Source organism: Sphingosinicella terrae, assembly GCF_003347635.1.
GTDB lineage: Bacteria > Pseudomonadota > Alphaproteobacteria > Sphingomonadales > Sphingomonadaceae > Allosphingosinicella > Allosphingosinicella terrae.
The window spans coordinates 194,052-209,680 of record NZ_QDFY01000001.1; the positions used below are offsets into that span (position 1 = coordinate 194,052).

Below are 15,629 nucleotides of genomic sequence, written 5' to 3' on the forward strand. Positions count from 1 at the left end.
TCAGTAGGTCAGAATGGCGTTGAGCAGGATCGAGTAATAGCGGTCGTCGCGAGTCTCGTTCTCGAACAGGTCCTGGAAACCGGTGCCCGGCTGGAGCAGCGCGCCCGACAGCCGGAAGACCACGTTCTGGATCGCCTCGGGCCGGTAGATGATCGCCGCCGACAGGTCCCAGCCGATGTCGCGGCGGATCGTGCCCTGCATGCGCAGCGCCTCGAGCACCTCGGTCTGGTGGAACCAGAGATGGTTGACGTTCGTGGACACACGCAGCCGCGGCGAGATGTCGAAATCGGCGCCGACGCCGAGCAGCATCGTGCCCGGATTGACGAAGTTGGACTGGCCCTGCTCCTTCGACGAGCGCAGGTCGGCGAGGATACCGTTGCGGCCGTTGATGTTGACCGCGCGGCCGCCGCCGATGAACGGAATGCCCTGGCGCACCCAGTAGCTGGTGTCGGCGCCGGCGAAGATCGGATTTTCGAAGATCGCGTCGAAGCCGCGCTGGACGTCGTCATAGGGATCGCCGTCGCCGCTGGCGAACAAGACGGCGCCGCGCACCCGGACCCAGTCGAAGTCGACCGACGGCTCCACCGCCGCGAAATAGCCGGCGATCCGGGCCTCCTCGCCCGTGAAGATGTTGTCGCGGTCGGATCCGAACACGCCGTAGAAGGAGGCCGACAGGTTCAATCGGCCGATATGGCCGTCGGCATTGTAGCCGAAATACCAGGCGTCGTAGTTGCGCGCCTGCAGGTCGCCGATCAGCGCCGGCCGCACCGGGAAGCCGTTGTCGTCGACCTCGATCTCGTCCGCCTCCCGGTTGATGTTCCAGGTGACGCTGACCTCGCTGGTCATGTTGATGATCGGGAAATCCTGCCGATACAGGTTGGCGTGCAGGATCCAGTCGTCGCGCGGGCGCTGGAACAGGTTGTTCAGCCCCGAATTGGTGTCCTTCTCCAGCCGCCAGATCGCGGCGAAGTTGAACTGGAAGCGGTTGTTGTCGCGATTGCCGAACAGCCGGAATCCGAGCTGCTGGTCCTGGAACAGGAAGCCGCGGAAATCGAGGTTGAACGGCTGGATGCCGAGCCTCAGGCTGTAGAAGTCGTAGCGGTAGGAGGTGTTCGTCAGGTGATAGTCGACGAACGCTTCCTGGACGCCGAGCGCATAGTCGAAGCGGTTGCTGCCGACCGACGGACGCACGTCGAGGATGCGCCGCTCGGGCACGTCCACATAATTGGCCTGGGCGGCGAGGGTCACCCGCCACTCGACGTCGGGCGGCTTGTAGGCGGTCGACCCCTTGATCAGGGCGACGCCGAACAGGAAGGTCTGCGCCGCGACGATGCTGTTGTTGCGGCCGAACACGTCGTTGCTGTCGGGATTCTGGGTCGACTGGACGCCGACCGGGATCGGGAAGCTGCGCGGCTCGAACACCGTGTCCGACACGGCGCTGGCGACGAAGAACCAGTCGTCGCCTTCTAGGCCGAGCCAGCGCGGCGTGCCGCACGGGCGCTGACCGGAGGCGCGGCGGCGCTCCTGCTCCTCGGGCGTCGGGATGCAGAGCGGGCGGTCGCCCTTCAGCGTGTTCTGGTTGTAGGGATCCCACCAGCGCTCGGTGACGAGGCCGAGGCTCTGGATCAGCCGCCAGCGGTCGGGGATCGGGATATGGTCGGCCGGGAAGGCCTCGGGCGGGGGCGATCGGATCGCGCCCGGGTTGAACTGCTCGACGGCGTCGGGAAGCTCGCGCTCGATGTCCGGGCGGCGGCGCCCGTCGATCAGTTCCTCCTCGCGCGGCTCAACCGGCGGCTCGCCGCGCTCGTTGCGCGGCGGCTCCGGCTGGACCTCCGTGGCCGGCGTTTCGGCGGCCGTCGGCTCCTCCTGCGCCGCCAGCGCGAGCTGGACCGGCGCCTCGCCGGAGGCGTCCGCGGCCGGCGGCGCGGCGAGCCCGGCGGGCGCAACCGTGGTCAGCAGCGAAAGGAAGGCGCCGGCGAGGGTCATTTGCCCTGGCAGACATTCTGTTCGTTCGTGCCGACGAACGGGTTGAACGGGCAGAGCACGTAGCGCAGGCGGGTGGTGGTGTTGCCGGTCGGGATCTCGATCCGGTCGGAGCGGCGCGCCGGATCGGCATTGCCGATCGATCCGCCGAGCCTCAGGCCGGCATTGTGCAGGCCGAGGAAGGCGATCATGTCGCTCTGGTCGTTGCCGTCGCCCGACGAGGCGATCGCGCCGACCAGCTGGTTGCCGCGATAGATGGGCACGCCGCCGGCGAACAGGGTGATGCCGTTGTTGATCCGGTTGAAGCCGGGGCGGACGTCCGGCGCCTGGGTGCAGCTTTGCGGCACGTCGGGATTGGCGCCGAAGATGAAGCCGACATGGGTGAGGATGTCGTCGGTGATCAGCCGCGACTGCAGGCCGGTCGAGAAGATGTTGAAGCGCTCGATCGGAACCGAAAGCGGCCCCGGCGGGCGGCCGAGCTCGCCGTCCGGGAACCAGGGTCGGGCGATGTTGCCGATCGCGCGCAGCGAGAAGGCGGTGCCGCCGGTCAGTGCGCTCGGATCGCCGAGGAAGGTGCGGACCGCCGCGACATAGCCGGCGACTCCCGGCGTCGGCGTGGCGAGCAGGTCGGCCGCGGCGATGGTGCTCGAGAAGAAGGCGGTGGTGCGCGCCTTCTGCGGCACCGCGTCGATGGCGTCGACGAGCGCGTCCGGCCCGCGCACCAGCCCGAGTATCTCGCCGTTGGTGTCGACCACGACCATCGTGTTCTGGGCGCGGTTGTCGAGCGGATAGCGAAGCTGGGCACGCGCGGCGCGCTGCACCTTGAACGCTTCCTCGAGCAGCGCCTGGACCTCGTTCCGGGTCAGCGCCTGGGCGCCGTCGGTGCCGGGCCGGACCGGATAGCGGTTATTGCCGGCGCCGTCGCTGACCACCCACACCTCGGGCACGTCATATTCGTTCGCCGCGGCCGGGCGGACGCCCGATTCCTCGGTGCCGTAGCGGGTGCCGGCAAGGATGCCGCCGCCGGCATCGTAATAGCCGTTGACCGAGACGAGGTTGCCGACGCTGCCGTTGATCGTCCCGAAGGCCGGCGCGCTGCCGGGCGTGCTGCGGAAATCCGCCGGCGTCGCGTCGGAATAGCGCAGCAACGTGCCGTCGACGGCGATTCGGTTGGCGCGGATCTCGGCGCGCGGTTCGAAGCCGGTGGTCGCGGCGAGCGCGATCACTTCCTCGATGTCGCCGTCCTTGTTCAGGAATTCGGTGTCGAAGCCGTAGACGCCGTCGCCGACGACCGCGACCGAACCCACCACCACGCCGTTCTTGTAGAGCGGGAAGGCGCCCGGATCGGCGCCGACGCCGAGCGGGCCGCGATGGCTGCCGGCGCGGTTCGGGAAGCGGGCGGAGACGTCGGAGCAGGGCAGCTGGCTGAACTGGACGCTGAACAGCGGGCCGCTTTCCAGTCCGCGCGTGCCGACCGACGGCGGGAAGGTCTCCTGGACGATGTCGTTCGCGGTTCGGCTCGAGAAGGCCGCGCCCATCGACGAGAAATAGGAGGAGGTGAGCGCCTTCGAGATGCCGCCGGCGAGCGCGGCCGGCGCCGGCAGGTTCAGATTCTGGAGGTCCGCATTCTGGCCGTTCGGCGCGGGCGGCGTCCGCAAGGTGAGGTTGGCGCCGTTCATCACGAAGACGGCGAGGACATTGCCTACGCGGTCGATGACGACGAAGCCCGACGGCTGGTTCTGCGCCTGCGCCTCGGCGACGCCCTGCGAGATGATCCGCTGGATGTCGGCGACTTCGAGCCGCTCCGGACTCGGCGTCTGGAACAGCGCCTGCGGGGCCGGCGGCGGCGGGGGCGCGGGCGGGGGAGGGACGGGGTTGCCGGAGCCGCCGCCACCGCCGCCTCCGCAGGAAGCGACGAGAAGAGCGGCAATGGCAATAATCGATACGCTACGCTTCACCTGAGCCTCCGGATCGCCGCGGCGGCCCGGCCGAGCCCCGCCCGGAAATCTCCCGGGCTGTAGGCATTGGGATCGCGGACGGCGCGATACGCACTGTTGATGTCGACGCGGATATTGTTCGCCGCCGCTTCCGAAACCTGTCCGCCGTCGACCAGCGCCGACAGCAGGGTATCGGTCGCCATCACCGCCTGCACGCTCCCGGCATAGTCGGTGAAGCGCGGGCTGATCGCCTCGCTGGTGATCGTGTCGATGATCGCGAAGGTCTGGGCGCGGCTCATCTCGGCCCCGGCAAAGGCCGTGGCCAGCGCCCGTGCGCTCTCCCGCAGCGCCGCCGCGGCGTTCACCGCCGCCTGGCGGTCGCGGCCGAGCGCCTGGTGGAAGGCGCGGCTGTCGCGCTCGAACCGCTGCGCCATGGCCGGCGCCACCACCCGCGCCGCGGCCGCGAGCATGATGATGTTCTCGTCATTGTAGGGCGGCATACCGACCGGGATCGGACGGCCGGGATTGGCCACTGCCGTCGGCCGGAAATTGGGCTCGTCGGAGATCCGCCGGTGGCAGGAGTGGCAGTCGAAGAAGTAGAATTCGGGCCACGCTCCCTCGGTGCCGCGACGCGAGCTTGCATAGAGGGTCAGCGAGCGCTCGAGCGCCATCGCCTGGCCGATCGCCCACATCCGCACCGAATCGACGCTGCCCTTGCGCTCGCCATAATCCTCATCCTCCTGGTGGTGCTGCTGGAGGGTAGTGAACAGGTCGAGCTCGAAGGAGATTCGCGGATGGCCCGCCGCCATGATGCGGTGGGTGACGAACTGGCCCTCGTCGGCGCTGCCGAAGTGGCAGTCGAGGCACACGCCGGCGCGGGCGCGCGGATCTTCGAGCGGGATCAGCCCGCGCGAGACGTTGTTGGCGTGGGTGCCGCCGACCGCATAATGGCTCGACAGCCAGCCCGACGCCGGGCCGTGGCACGATTCGCAGCCGACGCCGTCGGTGATCTGGAAGCGCTGGCCGCGCTCGCCGGCCGGGGTGGCGTGGCAGCCAAGGCACATCGGGGCGTTATGGGCCTCGCCGATGCCGAGACGGCGGGCGATCTCCTGGCTGCGCGGCTCGCGAAGCACCGCATAAGCGCGGCTGTGGGCGCCGGCGGCGGTCGACGGATCCTGCCACAGCATGATCTCGTCCTGGCGCACGACCGGGCCGTCGCCTTCGCTGCGGCCATGGCACGTCGTGCCTCCGCAGCTGGCGACGCCGAGAAAGGTCGCGCCGGGTCCTGTCGCGGCCTGGGCTGTCGCCTGCGCGCCGACCGGCCGCAGCACGAACATGAGGACGCAGACCAGCGCGAGCGCTATCGCGCCCCCGAACACGTAATACTTGCCGCTACCCCCCATTTGCCCTCCATGCCGCCCGCCCTGACGGGTCGGCCAAAGAACTCCCCCCCCGCTATGGACCGAATCCGCGCCCCGTTGCAACTGCAAAGCACGGCGGGCAAGCCCTTGTCGGCGGCCGAAACGATCCGCGGAAGAGCTGGGTTCTCGGCGAGCCGACTATCAGCGTCTCGGTCGCCCCGAAGGCGAAACCCGCTTCGTCGTGCCAAATGACATTTTCGTCGATTTGTTCGGCCACCACGGTCGAGGCGCGAACCCGACCCTCAAAAGGTCAGGCCGCGGCCGCCTCTTTCTCGCGGCCCTCGGACCAGATGAACGCCTTCAGGTCGCCCGGAAGAACGATCGGATCGCGCAGCCGCGGGTCACGCATCTGCTGGAGAAAATCCTGGTGGTCGGGATGCTCGGGAAGGAAGACGGCCTTCTCCCGATACTCCTCGACGCCGAAAGTGCCCCAGTTGGTCAGCCGCGCGAAGAAGACCGAATTGGCGCCCATTCGATGGGCGAGATCGACCGCATCGCCCATCTCTCGGTAATTGTCGGTCTGTACGGTGAAGACCAGCTCGTAATTCTCGATCAGCCCTTCGGCGGCGAGCCGGCCCGCGAAGGCCATGTTCTCGAGCATGACGGGCCAGCGCGCGCCACGCCTCAGGCGTTCGTGGGTCGGTCCGGTGGCGGCGTCGATGCTGATCTTGAGGATCTTGGTCCGGCCGTGAAGCGTCGGGAACTGAGCCCATTGCGCCGGGGTGAGCAGCATCCCGTTCGTCATCACCTGGAAGCGCAGGTCCGGATATTCGTCGGGGGTGAGCGACTCCATCAGGCGCCGGAAATTCTTGCTGGCGAACGGATCCCCCGAACCGGTGATGAAGACGACCTGCGCCTGCTTGAGGAGGGGGAGGATCGCCCGCTTCTGAAGCTGGTCGTACGCAGATCGCGTCGCCTCGTCCGCCGCATAGCGTTCGACGCGGCAGCTTGGGCAGGAAAGGTTGCACGTGCGGTCATAGGCGAGGTTGACGCGCTGCGGGCCGACCGGCAGCGATGTCGCCCGGTTCTCGATGGTTTCGCGCCAGAAGTCGGACTGACTTGCCTGCTCGGCGTGGGTCGGGACGTTGCCGGATTGGATGCGGGGGCAGGCGGTCTTGTTGCAGTAGCGATAGGAACCGTCGTGAATGCTCTCGCGAATCTGTTGTGCCCTGTCGCTGTTCCAGACCTGCTCCCAATCCGCCTCCTTGAGGTTGCCGGCCGAAGTCAGGAGATAGCTGGCGCAGCAAAGATGCGTGGAATTCTCCAGGACGTCGAACTGCATGAAGGGATTCGGGCAGAATCGCTCCGCCAGGTGATATTTCGGATCGTCCGGATCGCAGAGACTCTCGAGGTGGAATATGGCGCCCTGCACGAGCGGCGACTGGCTGAAGCGTGCCGACAGGGGACGGATCTGCTCGAGCATCAGCGGCGCATGGCCGAGGCTGGCGCCGACCATCGCGACGAGCAGCAGAATGAAGATTCGGTCGCGCTCGTTGCTTTCGGCGGCGAGGCGGGCCTCGAGCGCCGACATGAGGTCGGGCAGGCCGTCGACGAACTGCGGGATCGCCGCCCAAAGTTCCGGATGATCGAGCTGGTCTGACAGGATGCTGAGCATCAGGTCGATCGCCTCGCCTGATTCGAGCTCGTCCTGGCTCTCGATTTCTGTCGTCGGTTCTTCGAAGTCTGCTTGCCCGATGTTCACCTGCATTCCCCTGTCAATGCCCTCCGAGGATTAGGCAGGCAGGGTAAATTCGATCTTAACGATGAACCGGGCCATATTCCGGCGCGGGCCTGAGCCGCTGGTCGCGATCCTGCGGCCTGGAACCGAGGGGCGGTGCCCTCGGCTCAGCCCTCCTTTGGCGCCGCCTTCGTCGTCCGCCGGCGCTTGGGCGGTGCCACCTCGCCGCCGCCGGCGCCGTTGGTGCGCCGCGCCGTGCGCTTGGGCTTCGGCGCTTCGGCAAGGTCGGCCGCGCCGGCGGCGACGGCGGCCTCGGCGGGCGCCGCCTGGCTGCGAACGATCTCGTCTATCTCGCTCTGGGCGCGGTGCCAGTGGTCATCGTGCCGGCCGTGCGGCCGCTGCTCGCTCTCCCAATGCTGATAGGCGCGCTCCCTGATCCGATGCTCGCGCTCGTCCGCCATATTCGCTCCCTTCGCCTTGATCCCGGCCGTCAACGCGGCGGGCGCGAATAAGCTGCATTGGTCGCGCCGCCGGTCGCTTCGGTCGTCCAGCCCCTCGACCGGCCCGGCGCGGGGGGCTATCGAAGGACGATAAAGCGGGGAGCATCCGAACATGACCAAAGCCTCAGACCTTTTCGTCCAGTGCCTCGAGGAGGAAGGGGTCGAATATATTTTCGGCGTCCCCGGCGAGGAGAATCTCGATTTCCTCGACAGTCTGTCCCGCTCGACGAAGATCCGGCTGATCCTCACCCGCCACGAGCAGGGCGCCGGCTTCATGGCCGCGACCTATGGCCGCCATACCGGCCGCACCGGCGTCTGCCTGGCGACGCTCGGGCCCGGCGCGACCAATTTCGTCACCGCCGCGGCCTATGCCCAATTGGGCGGCATGCCGATGATGATGATCACCGGCCAGAAGCCGATCAAGAAGTCGAAGCAGGGCCGCTTCCAGATCCTCGACGTCGTCGACATGATGGGCCCGATCACCAAATATACCCACCAGCTCGCCTCGGCGGACAACATTCCGAGCCGGGTGCGCGAGGCGATCCGCCTCGCCGAGGAGGAGAAGCCCGGCGCCGTCCATCTCGAGCTGCCCGAGGACATTGCCGACGAGCAGACGAGCTCGAAGCCGCTGAAGCGCAGCCTCGTCCGCCGGCCGCTCGCGGACGAGAAGGCGGTGCGCGCGGCGGTGAAGAAGATCGAGGCGGCGCGCGCGCCCGTCCTCGTCCTCGGCGCCGGCGCCAACCGCAAGATGACCAGCCGGACCCTGCTCGCCTTCATCGAGAAGACCGGCATCCCGTTCATCACCACCCAGCTCGGCAAGGGCGTCATCGACGAGATGCACCCCCTGTTCCTCGGCTGCGCCGCGCTGTCGGCGGGCGATTTCGTCCACAAGGCGATCGAGGCGGCCGACCTCATCATCAATGTCGGCCACGACGTGATCGAAAAGCCGCCTTTCTTCATGATCAACGGCGGCACCGAGGTCATCCACATCAGCACCAAGACCGCCGAGGTCGATCCGGTCTACTTCCCGCAGATCGAAGTGACCGGCGACATCGCCAACGCGATGTGGCAGATCAAGGAGGACATCGTCCCGCAGCCGACCTGGAATTTCGACCGGCTGCTGCGCGCCCGCGCCGCCGAGCTCGAGCATAGCGCCGGCCTGGGCGACGACATCCGCTTCCCGATCTTCCCGCCCTGCCTGGTCAAGAAGATCCGCGAGGCGATGCCCGCCGACGGCATCATCTGCCTCGACAACGGCGTCTACAAGATCTGGTTCGCCCGCAACTATCCGGCGCGCCAGCCCAACACCGTCCTGCTCGACAATGCGCTGGCGACGATGGGCGCCGGCCTCCCGTCGGCCATGGCGTCGGCGATGCTCTATCCGGACCGCAAGGTGATGGCGATCTGCGGCGACGGCGGCTTCATGATGAACAGCCAGGAGATGGAGACCGCGGTCCGCCTCGGCCTCAACCTCACCGTCTTGATCCTGCGCGACGACGCCTATGGCATGATCCGCTGGAAGCAGGCCAATATGGGCTTCGAGGATTTCGGCCTCACCTACGGCAATCCCGACTTCGTCAAATATGCCGAGGCCTATGGCGCCCGCGGCCACCGCGTCGACAGCGCGGCCTCGCTGCCGGACCTGCTCCGCTCCTGCCTCGAGACGCCGGGCGTCCACCTGATCGACTGTCCGATCGACTATTCGGAGAATGACCGGATCCTCAACAAGGACATCAAGGAGCTGAGCGCCGCCCTCGACAGCGGCGGGCCGGTCGGCCTGGAATTCGAGACGGCGGAGCCGGCGCCGGCCGGGGCAGGGCCGATGCCGGCCTGAGTGCTTCGATACGGCATTTCGACTTCGCTCAATGCCTACTCAGCATGAGCGGAAATGTTGGGAATTCCGCTCGTCCTGAGTAGCGGCTGAGCTTGTCGAAGCCGCGTATCGAAGGATCCGACGAGCGCTCAAGAAGGGGCTCATGCGACCCATGGTGCAGCTGAAGGACGTCTACCCGCTCTACCTCGCCAACGAGGCGAAGCAGCCCAATGCCGACCTCGAGGTCACCGACAAATATACCGGCGCGGTCGCCTTCCGCGTGGCGCAGGCCGATGCGGCGACGATCGACGCCGGCATCGCCGCCGCGGTCGAGGCGGCCGAGCCGATGGCGCGCATGGCGAGCTACGAGCGCCAGAACGTGCTCCAGCATTGCGTCGACCGCTTCAAGGAACGCTTCGACGAGCTCGCTTACGCGCTCTGCGTCGAGGCGGGAAAGCCGATCAAGGACAGCGAGGGCGAGGTCACCCGGCTGATCGACACCTTCCGGATCGCCGCCGAGGAATCGGTACGGATGACCGGCGAGGTCCAGCCGCTCGACATCTCGCCGCGCGCCCGCGGCTATCAGGGGATGTGGAAGCGCGTGCCGATCGGCCCGTGCAGCTTCATCTCGCCGTTCAACTTCCCGCTCAATCTCGCCGCCCACAAGATCGCTCCGGCACTCGCCGTCGGCTGCCCGTTCGTCGTCAAGCCGGCGAGCCGCACGCCTTTGGGCACGATCATCATCGGCGAGATCCTCGCCGAGACCGATCTGCCCAAGGGCGCCTTCTCGGTCCTCCCCGCCCATCGCGACGGCGCCGATCTGTTCACCACCGACGATCGGCTCAAACTGCTCTCCTTCACCGGCTCGCCCGGCGTCGGCTGGGACCTGAAGGCGCGCGCCGGCAAGAAGAAGGTCGTGCTCGAGCTCGGCGGCAACGCCGCGGTCATCGTCGATGCCGACGCCGATCTCGACGACGCGGTCGAGCGGATCATCTTCGGTGCCTTCTACCAGTCCGGCCAGTCCTGCATCGGCGTCCAGCGCATCATCATCCACGCCGACATCTATGACGAGCTCAGGGACCGCCTGTGTGCCCGCGCGAGCAAGCTCGTCGTCGGCGATCCCAAGGACCGCGACACTTTCGTCGGCCCGATGATCAGCGAGAGCGAGGCGCGCCGTCTCGACAACTGGATCCGCGAAGCCGTCGACGGCGGCGCCCGGCTGCTCTGCGGCGGCAAGAGGGACGGGGCGATGCTCGAGGCCACCCTGCTCGAGGAGGTCGACCGCGGCTGCAGCCTCTATCGCGAGGAGGCGTTCGGCCCGGTCGCCATCCTGTCGCGCTTCACCGACTTCGGGGAGGCGCTCGCGGAGGTCAACGATTCCAAGTTCGGCCTGCAGGCGGGGATCTTCACCCGCGACCTGTTCAAGGCGCTCGACGCCTGGGACCGGCTCGACGTCGGCGGAATCGTCATCAACGACGTGCCCTCCTACCGGGTCGACAACATGCCTTATGGCGGCGTCAAGGATTCAGGCCTCGGCCGCGAGGGCGTGCGCTTCGCGATGGAGGACATGACCGAGATCCGCAATCTCGTCATTCGCCGCGGCCCCGCCACGCCGCCCAAGCAGATGGGCGAATGAGTGATCTTCCTCCTCGGTGAGGGGGAGACGAGGTTCCGGCCGGCGCCTCCGCGCCCATCTCCGGGGCCCTCGCCCGGAGACGCGATTCGCCTTGCGCGCCTCCACGATTGAGCTAGCTTCATGGGATGGCGATCGCGGCTCCCGGCGGTCTTGTGTTCGCGCTCGCCGCGTCCTTGTGGCTTGCGGCTTGTACTCGGGTGGATCTTGCCGAACCGGCATCTGGCCGGTCCCATGTCTATGCCGGTGCCGTTTCCGTCACCATCCCGCGGACCTATGGTGAATTGCGTGCCATCGACGTCAGCACATTGGGGGTCGGCGCCGACGAATCGGTCTTCCTGGGATGGCGAAGGGGCCAGTTCGTCTATGTTCGCCCGGACGAGTGTCAGCTTCTCATCATCATCCGCTCTTCGGTCGAGGCGGAACACGCAACCCGTATCTTGCAGGCCATAGAAGGGGGACAGCTATGCGTGGTGGATTTTGCAGGAAGTCTGCCGTCGGGTTGATGACCTTGGCCGGGTTGTGGATGTCGGGGTGCACCACCCCGCATCACAGCAACGCCCTCATTTTCGGAACCAATACCAGCTTCGGCATCGACGTCGGTCAATCGCCGACCGGAACGCCGACGATCCTCGTCGGCTATCGCCGGCAGGAAGCGGTGTTCATGCCGCTGGTCGCGAACGTGCTATACGACCAGAACGGCACGCCGACGCCATGCTATATCCAGCCGCGCATCGTCGCAGGCGTCCCGCAGCCGCCGCCTGCGGGCACCATTCCGGCCTGCTATCTGGTCGGCCAGAATGGCGGCGCCATCGATTCCTACTCGGTGCTCGCCAGTTTCGGCGCTCAGTTCGAGGCCGATGCGGTCGGCGGGACGGCCGGCGGCGGTCTGGCCCAGTTCTTCGCGACGGGGCTGGCGGCCCAGGCGCTGGCGATCGAAGGCGGTCCGGCCCTGGTCGCGGTCGGCAACGCGGCGGCGCTCACCGGGGCCACGCCCAATGCCACCGGGATCGCCGCCCTCTATAATGCGCCGGAAGTCACGACGATCGCCACGGGGGTGGCCCAGCAGGCGCTCACGGCGCGCGATTCGCTGATCGCCTTTATCCGGTCCCATACGACGGCCGACGATTTTTCGCAGCGTATGGGCGCGATTGAGCAGGCGGCCGCGGCTCCGGTCGGGACGCTGACGATCGGCGTCTGCCGCGGCCAGGGCCGGGAGCTCTGCCTGGCTCACCTCGCCACCGACGCCGGCCGGGCCACGGTGGGGTTGTTCAACTATCCATGGCCGGCGGCGGTCAACCAGGTGGTGTCGGGAGGAAATTGATGGCGACGGGAGCACCCAAGCAGGTCATCGGGCGAAGCTTCGCGACCATGAACGAGGCGCGGGCGCATGCGCGCGTGCTGGTGGAGAGCGGTATGCAGGCGCGGGTCTTCGGTCCGGTGAAATCGGGCTTCATCGTCGGGCCTTCGGGCGAGGCGTTGAGCTGGCCGGCGGGCGAGGCTGAAGGCTGGCTGGTCATCGGCACCGATTCGCAGGTGGAGACGCCGCCGCAGCCATCGTCCTGAGGCCTCTACCTCGCCTCGCTTACCCCGCCCGATTCCGCGATCGCCCGGTTGCTCGCGCGCAGCTTCGCCTTGAGCGCGGCGGCGAAGCCGTGCTCGATCGCGCGGCGTATGTCGTCATGGGCGTCGACATAGGGCCGCAGGTTCGCCGCCGACGCGCACCAGAATCGCGCCGGTCCCTCGAGGATGACGGTGGCGCTCGCCGTCTCGCCGGTGAGCACGCTCAATTCGCCGATCAGGTCGCCGGAATGGCAGCTGCCGACCTGGCGGCCGCCGCTCATCACCCGCGCATCGCCCTCCTCGAGGAAATAGAGATGCTCGACCGGCTCGCCTTCGCGGGTGAGGACGTCGCCGGCCTTTCCGGTCAGCCACATGCCCTGGTCGATGAGGTGGCGGGCGCGGCTCTGCGACACCCCGGCGACGAGGCTGTCGAGCATCCTCTTCTCCTCGGGACTGAAGCGGACATTGCGCTGCTCGTAGAAATTGCGGCCGATGAGCGCGGCCGACAGGCCGAGCAGCAGCCCGGCCCAGACCGCGACGGCATAGTCGCCCGTCCATGCCAGCGCCCGCACCAGCCAGGCCAGGGCCGCCAGCGCGACCAGCAGCCGCAGCGTCGACAGCTGCCCCGCCAGCACCGCCGCGACCAGCAGGGCGTAGCCGAGATGGAGAAGCAGGCTTTCGGGCGTCATCGTCATGGCGCCCCATCATGCGGCATTCCGGCGAAGCGGGGAAGCTCCGCATCGTCCCCCTTCCCCGCGAAATCGCGGGGAGCAAAGGCAAACTGCCCCGCCGGTTGCACAGCGTTCAGCCCCGTTCCTATACAGGCCGCATCCAATCCGGCGCCGCCCGCGCGCGCCGATCCGAAACCGGAGACCGATCTTGAAGCCTTTCCTCCTCGCCGGCGTTGCAGCCCTGGCGCTCGGCGCCTGCACGACCATGACCGACCAGACCGAAACCGCTCCCGCCGCCGCCGCGGCGCCCGCCCCGGCCGCCGTGCCGGACAATGTGCTGCTCGCCGACTGGGGCGGCCCCTATGACGGCGTCCCGCCCTTCGACCGCGTCCGCCCCGATCTCTTCCCCGAGGCCTTCCAGTTCGCGATCGACGAGCAGGCGCGCGAGGTCCGGGCGATCGCCGCCGATCCCGATCCCGCCACCTTCGCCAATACCGTCGAGGCGCTCGAGCGCGCCGGCGCTCGGCTCGGCCGGGTCGGCGCGGTCTTCGGCGTCATGTCCAGCAACATGACCAATCCCGACTATCAGGCGCTGCAGCGCGAATGGGGCCCGCGCCTCGCCGCCGCCTCCGATGCCATCTATCTCGATCCGGCCCTGTTCCAGCGGATCCGCGCCGTCTACGAGGCGCGCGAGCGCTCCGGGCTCGACGCCACCCAGCAGCGCCTCGTCACCCGCCTCTACGAGGGCTTCGTCCGCCGCGGCGCCAATCTCGACGCGGCTCAGAAGCAGCAGCTCTCCGCTTACAATCAGGAGCTGGCGGGGCTGTTTGCGCAATTCAGCGAGAAGGTGCTCGCCGACGAAGGCACCTGGATCGTCGCCACCGAGGCCGAGCTCGCCGGCGTCCCCGCCGACGTCAGGGCGACCGCCGCCGCGGCGGCGCGCGAGCGCAACCTCCCGGCCGGCCAGTTCGCCATCGTCAACACCCGCTCGGCGGTCGATCCGGTGCTGACCTTCGCCGACGACGAGCGCCTGCGCGAGCGGGTGTGGCGGGCCTTCGTCAATCGCGGCGACAATGGCGACGCCAACGACACCAACCAGACGATCCGCGACATCGTCCGCGTCCGCGCCGATCGGGCGCGCCTGCTCGGCTATCCGAGCCACGCCCATTGGCGGATGCAGGACACGATGGCGCGCACCCCCGATCGCGCCCAGGAACTGATGATGCGGGTCTGGCCCGCCGCCGTCGCCCGGGTCCGCGAGGAGGTCGCCGAGCAGCAGGCGGCGGCGCGCCGGCTCGGCCAGGACGCGACCATCGATCCCTGGGACTATCGCTATTACATGGAGAAGGTCCGGCAGGAGCGGTTCGATCTCTCCCAGGACGAGATCAAGCCTTATTTCCAGCTCGACAACATGATCCAGGGCATGTTCCACATGGCCGGCCAGCTCTACGGCCTCCAGTTCCGCGAGAATAGTGGCCAGGTCCCGGTCTGGCATCCGGACATCCGCACCTGGCACGTCACCGATCGCCAGGGCCGCGACGTCGGTGTGTTCTACGGCGACATGTTCGCCCGCACCGGCAAGCGCTCCGGCGCCTGGGCGACCACCTATCGCAGCCGCTCGGGCCTGCTCGGCGACCGCATCGTCCTGGGCTCGAACAACAACAATTTCGCCAAGCCGGGCGAGGGCGAGCCGGTGCTGATCAGCCTCGACGATGCCGAGACCCTGTTCCACGAATTCGGCCACGCCATCCATTATTTCCTGTCCGACGTGCACTATCCCGGCCTGATCGGGACGCCGCGCGACTTCGTCGAATATCCGAGCCAGGTGCACGAGAACTGGCTGTTGACGCCGGAGATATTGAACCGCTTCGCCCGCCACTACCGGACCAACGAGCCGATGCCGCAGGCTCTGGTCGAGCGGATCGAGGCGGCCTCGACCTTCAACCAGGGCTTCGCCACCGTCGAATATCTGTCCTCGGCGCTGGTCGACATGGCGATGCACGTCCGCCCCGAGGGCGTCGAGGATCCCGATGCGTTCGAGCGCGAGACGCTGGAGCGGATCGGCATGCCGCGGGAGATCGTGATGCGGCACCGCCTGCCGCACTTCAATCACCTCTTCTCCTCCGATGCCTATTCGGCCGGCTATTATTCCTACCTGTGGTCGGAGACGATGGACGCCGACACCTGGGGCGCGTTCGAGGAAGCCGGCAATGTCTGGGATCCGGCGACGGCGGAGCGCTTCGCCCGCTACCTCCTGTCGACGGGGAACGAGACCGACCGCGCCGAGGCCTATCGCCAGTTCCGCGGCCGCGATCCCGACGTCGACGCCCTCCTGCGCAAGCGCGGCTTTCCCACCGGCACGGCGGAGTAGGGGAGGGGAAGCCCCTCCAGGTCTCGGCCCCTTTGGCTGCCAAGCCCTCCCCTTGATGG

12 protein-coding genes are annotated in these 15,629 nt (G+C 67.9%); 6 read left to right on the plus strand and 6 right to left on the minus strand.

Going from position 1 to position 15,629, the window contains the following annotated elements; all coding sequences use genetic code 11:
• The 5 genes from DDE10_RS00955 to DDE10_RS00975 form a co-directional block, all read right to left on the minus strand.
• The gene (locus DDE10_RS00955; protein ID WP_114950859.1) at positions 1-1,986 is read right to left on the minus strand and encodes a hypothetical protein; all 1,986 of its coding nucleotides are present in this window, start codon (positions 1,984-1,986) and stop codon (positions 1-3) included.
• Complete coding sequence (locus DDE10_RS00960; protein WP_284734355.1) at positions 1,983-3,941, minus strand: heme-binding protein; 1,959 nt, start codon at positions 3,939-3,941, stop codon at positions 1,983-1,985. The genes DDE10_RS00955 and DDE10_RS00960 overlap by 4 nt, the downstream gene beginning before the upstream one ends.
• On the minus strand, positions 3,938-5,323 hold the full coding sequence (locus tag DDE10_RS00965) for a multiheme c-type cytochrome (RefSeq protein WP_114950860.1): 1,386 nt from the start codon (positions 5,321-5,323) through the stop codon (positions 3,938-3,940). Before DDE10_RS00965 ends, DDE10_RS00960 begins: the two co-directional genes overlap by 4 nt.
• A 268-nt stretch (positions 5,324-5,591) precedes the next feature.
• On the minus strand, positions 5,592-7,049 hold the full coding sequence (locus tag DDE10_RS00970) for a radical SAM/SPASM domain-containing protein (RefSeq protein ID WP_114950861.1): 1,458 nt from the start codon (positions 7,047-7,049) through the stop codon (positions 5,592-5,594).
• A 137-nt stretch (positions 7,050-7,186) separates the two neighbouring features.
• Entirely contained in the window at positions 7,187-7,480 is a 294-nt protein-coding gene (locus DDE10_RS00975; protein ID WP_162806180.1) for a DUF2934 domain-containing protein, read from the minus strand.
• A 151-nt stretch (positions 7,481-7,631) separates the two neighbouring features.
• On the opposite strand from DDE10_RS00975, the gene DDE10_RS00980 reads away from it, so the two are divergent.
• The 5 genes from DDE10_RS00980 (at position 7,632) to DDE10_RS01000 (ending at position 12,531) form a co-directional block, all read left to right on the plus strand.
• Entirely contained in the window at positions 7,632-9,353 is a 1,722-nt protein-coding gene (locus tag DDE10_RS00980) for an acetolactate synthase large subunit (RefSeq protein ID WP_114950863.1), read from the plus strand.
• A 151-nt stretch (positions 9,354-9,504) separates the two neighbouring features.
• Positions 9,505-10,968, plus strand: coding sequence for an aldehyde dehydrogenase family protein (locus DDE10_RS00985; RefSeq protein ID WP_114950864.1), 1,464 nt, complete (start codon positions 9,505-9,507; stop codon positions 10,966-10,968).
• A gap of 125 nt (positions 10,969-11,093) precedes the next feature.
• Positions 11,094-11,471: a hypothetical protein gene (locus DDE10_RS00990; RefSeq protein ID WP_114950865.1), complete on the plus strand. Its 378-nt coding sequence runs from the start codon at positions 11,094-11,096 to the stop codon at positions 11,469-11,471.
• Complete coding sequence (locus tag DDE10_RS00995) at positions 11,471-12,289, plus strand: hypothetical protein (RefSeq protein WP_114950866.1); 819 nt, start codon at positions 11,471-11,473, stop codon at positions 12,287-12,289. Before DDE10_RS00990 ends, DDE10_RS00995 begins: the two co-directional genes overlap by 1 nt.
• Positions 12,289-12,531 (plus strand): hypothetical protein, encoded by a 243-nt coding sequence (locus tag DDE10_RS01000; RefSeq protein WP_114950867.1) that lies wholly within the window; start codon positions 12,289-12,291, stop codon positions 12,529-12,531. The genes DDE10_RS00995 and DDE10_RS01000 overlap by 1 nt, the downstream gene beginning before the upstream one ends.
• 5 nt (positions 12,532-12,536) lie before the next feature.
• Here DDE10_RS01000 and DDE10_RS01005 read toward each other — a convergent pair whose 3' ends face one another.
• The gene (locus DDE10_RS01005) at positions 12,537-13,223 is read right to left on the minus strand and encodes a cyclic nucleotide-binding domain-containing protein (RefSeq protein WP_114950868.1); all 687 of its coding nucleotides are present in this window, start codon (positions 13,221-13,223) and stop codon (positions 12,537-12,539) included.
• A gap of 184 nt (positions 13,224-13,407) precedes the next feature.
• On the opposite strand from DDE10_RS01005, the gene DDE10_RS01010 reads away from it, so the two are divergent.
• Positions 13,408-15,570, plus strand: coding sequence for a M3 family metallopeptidase (locus tag DDE10_RS01010; RefSeq protein WP_284734356.1), 2,163 nt, complete (start codon positions 13,408-13,410; stop codon positions 15,568-15,570).
• Positions 15,571-15,629: the final 59 nt, after the last annotated feature.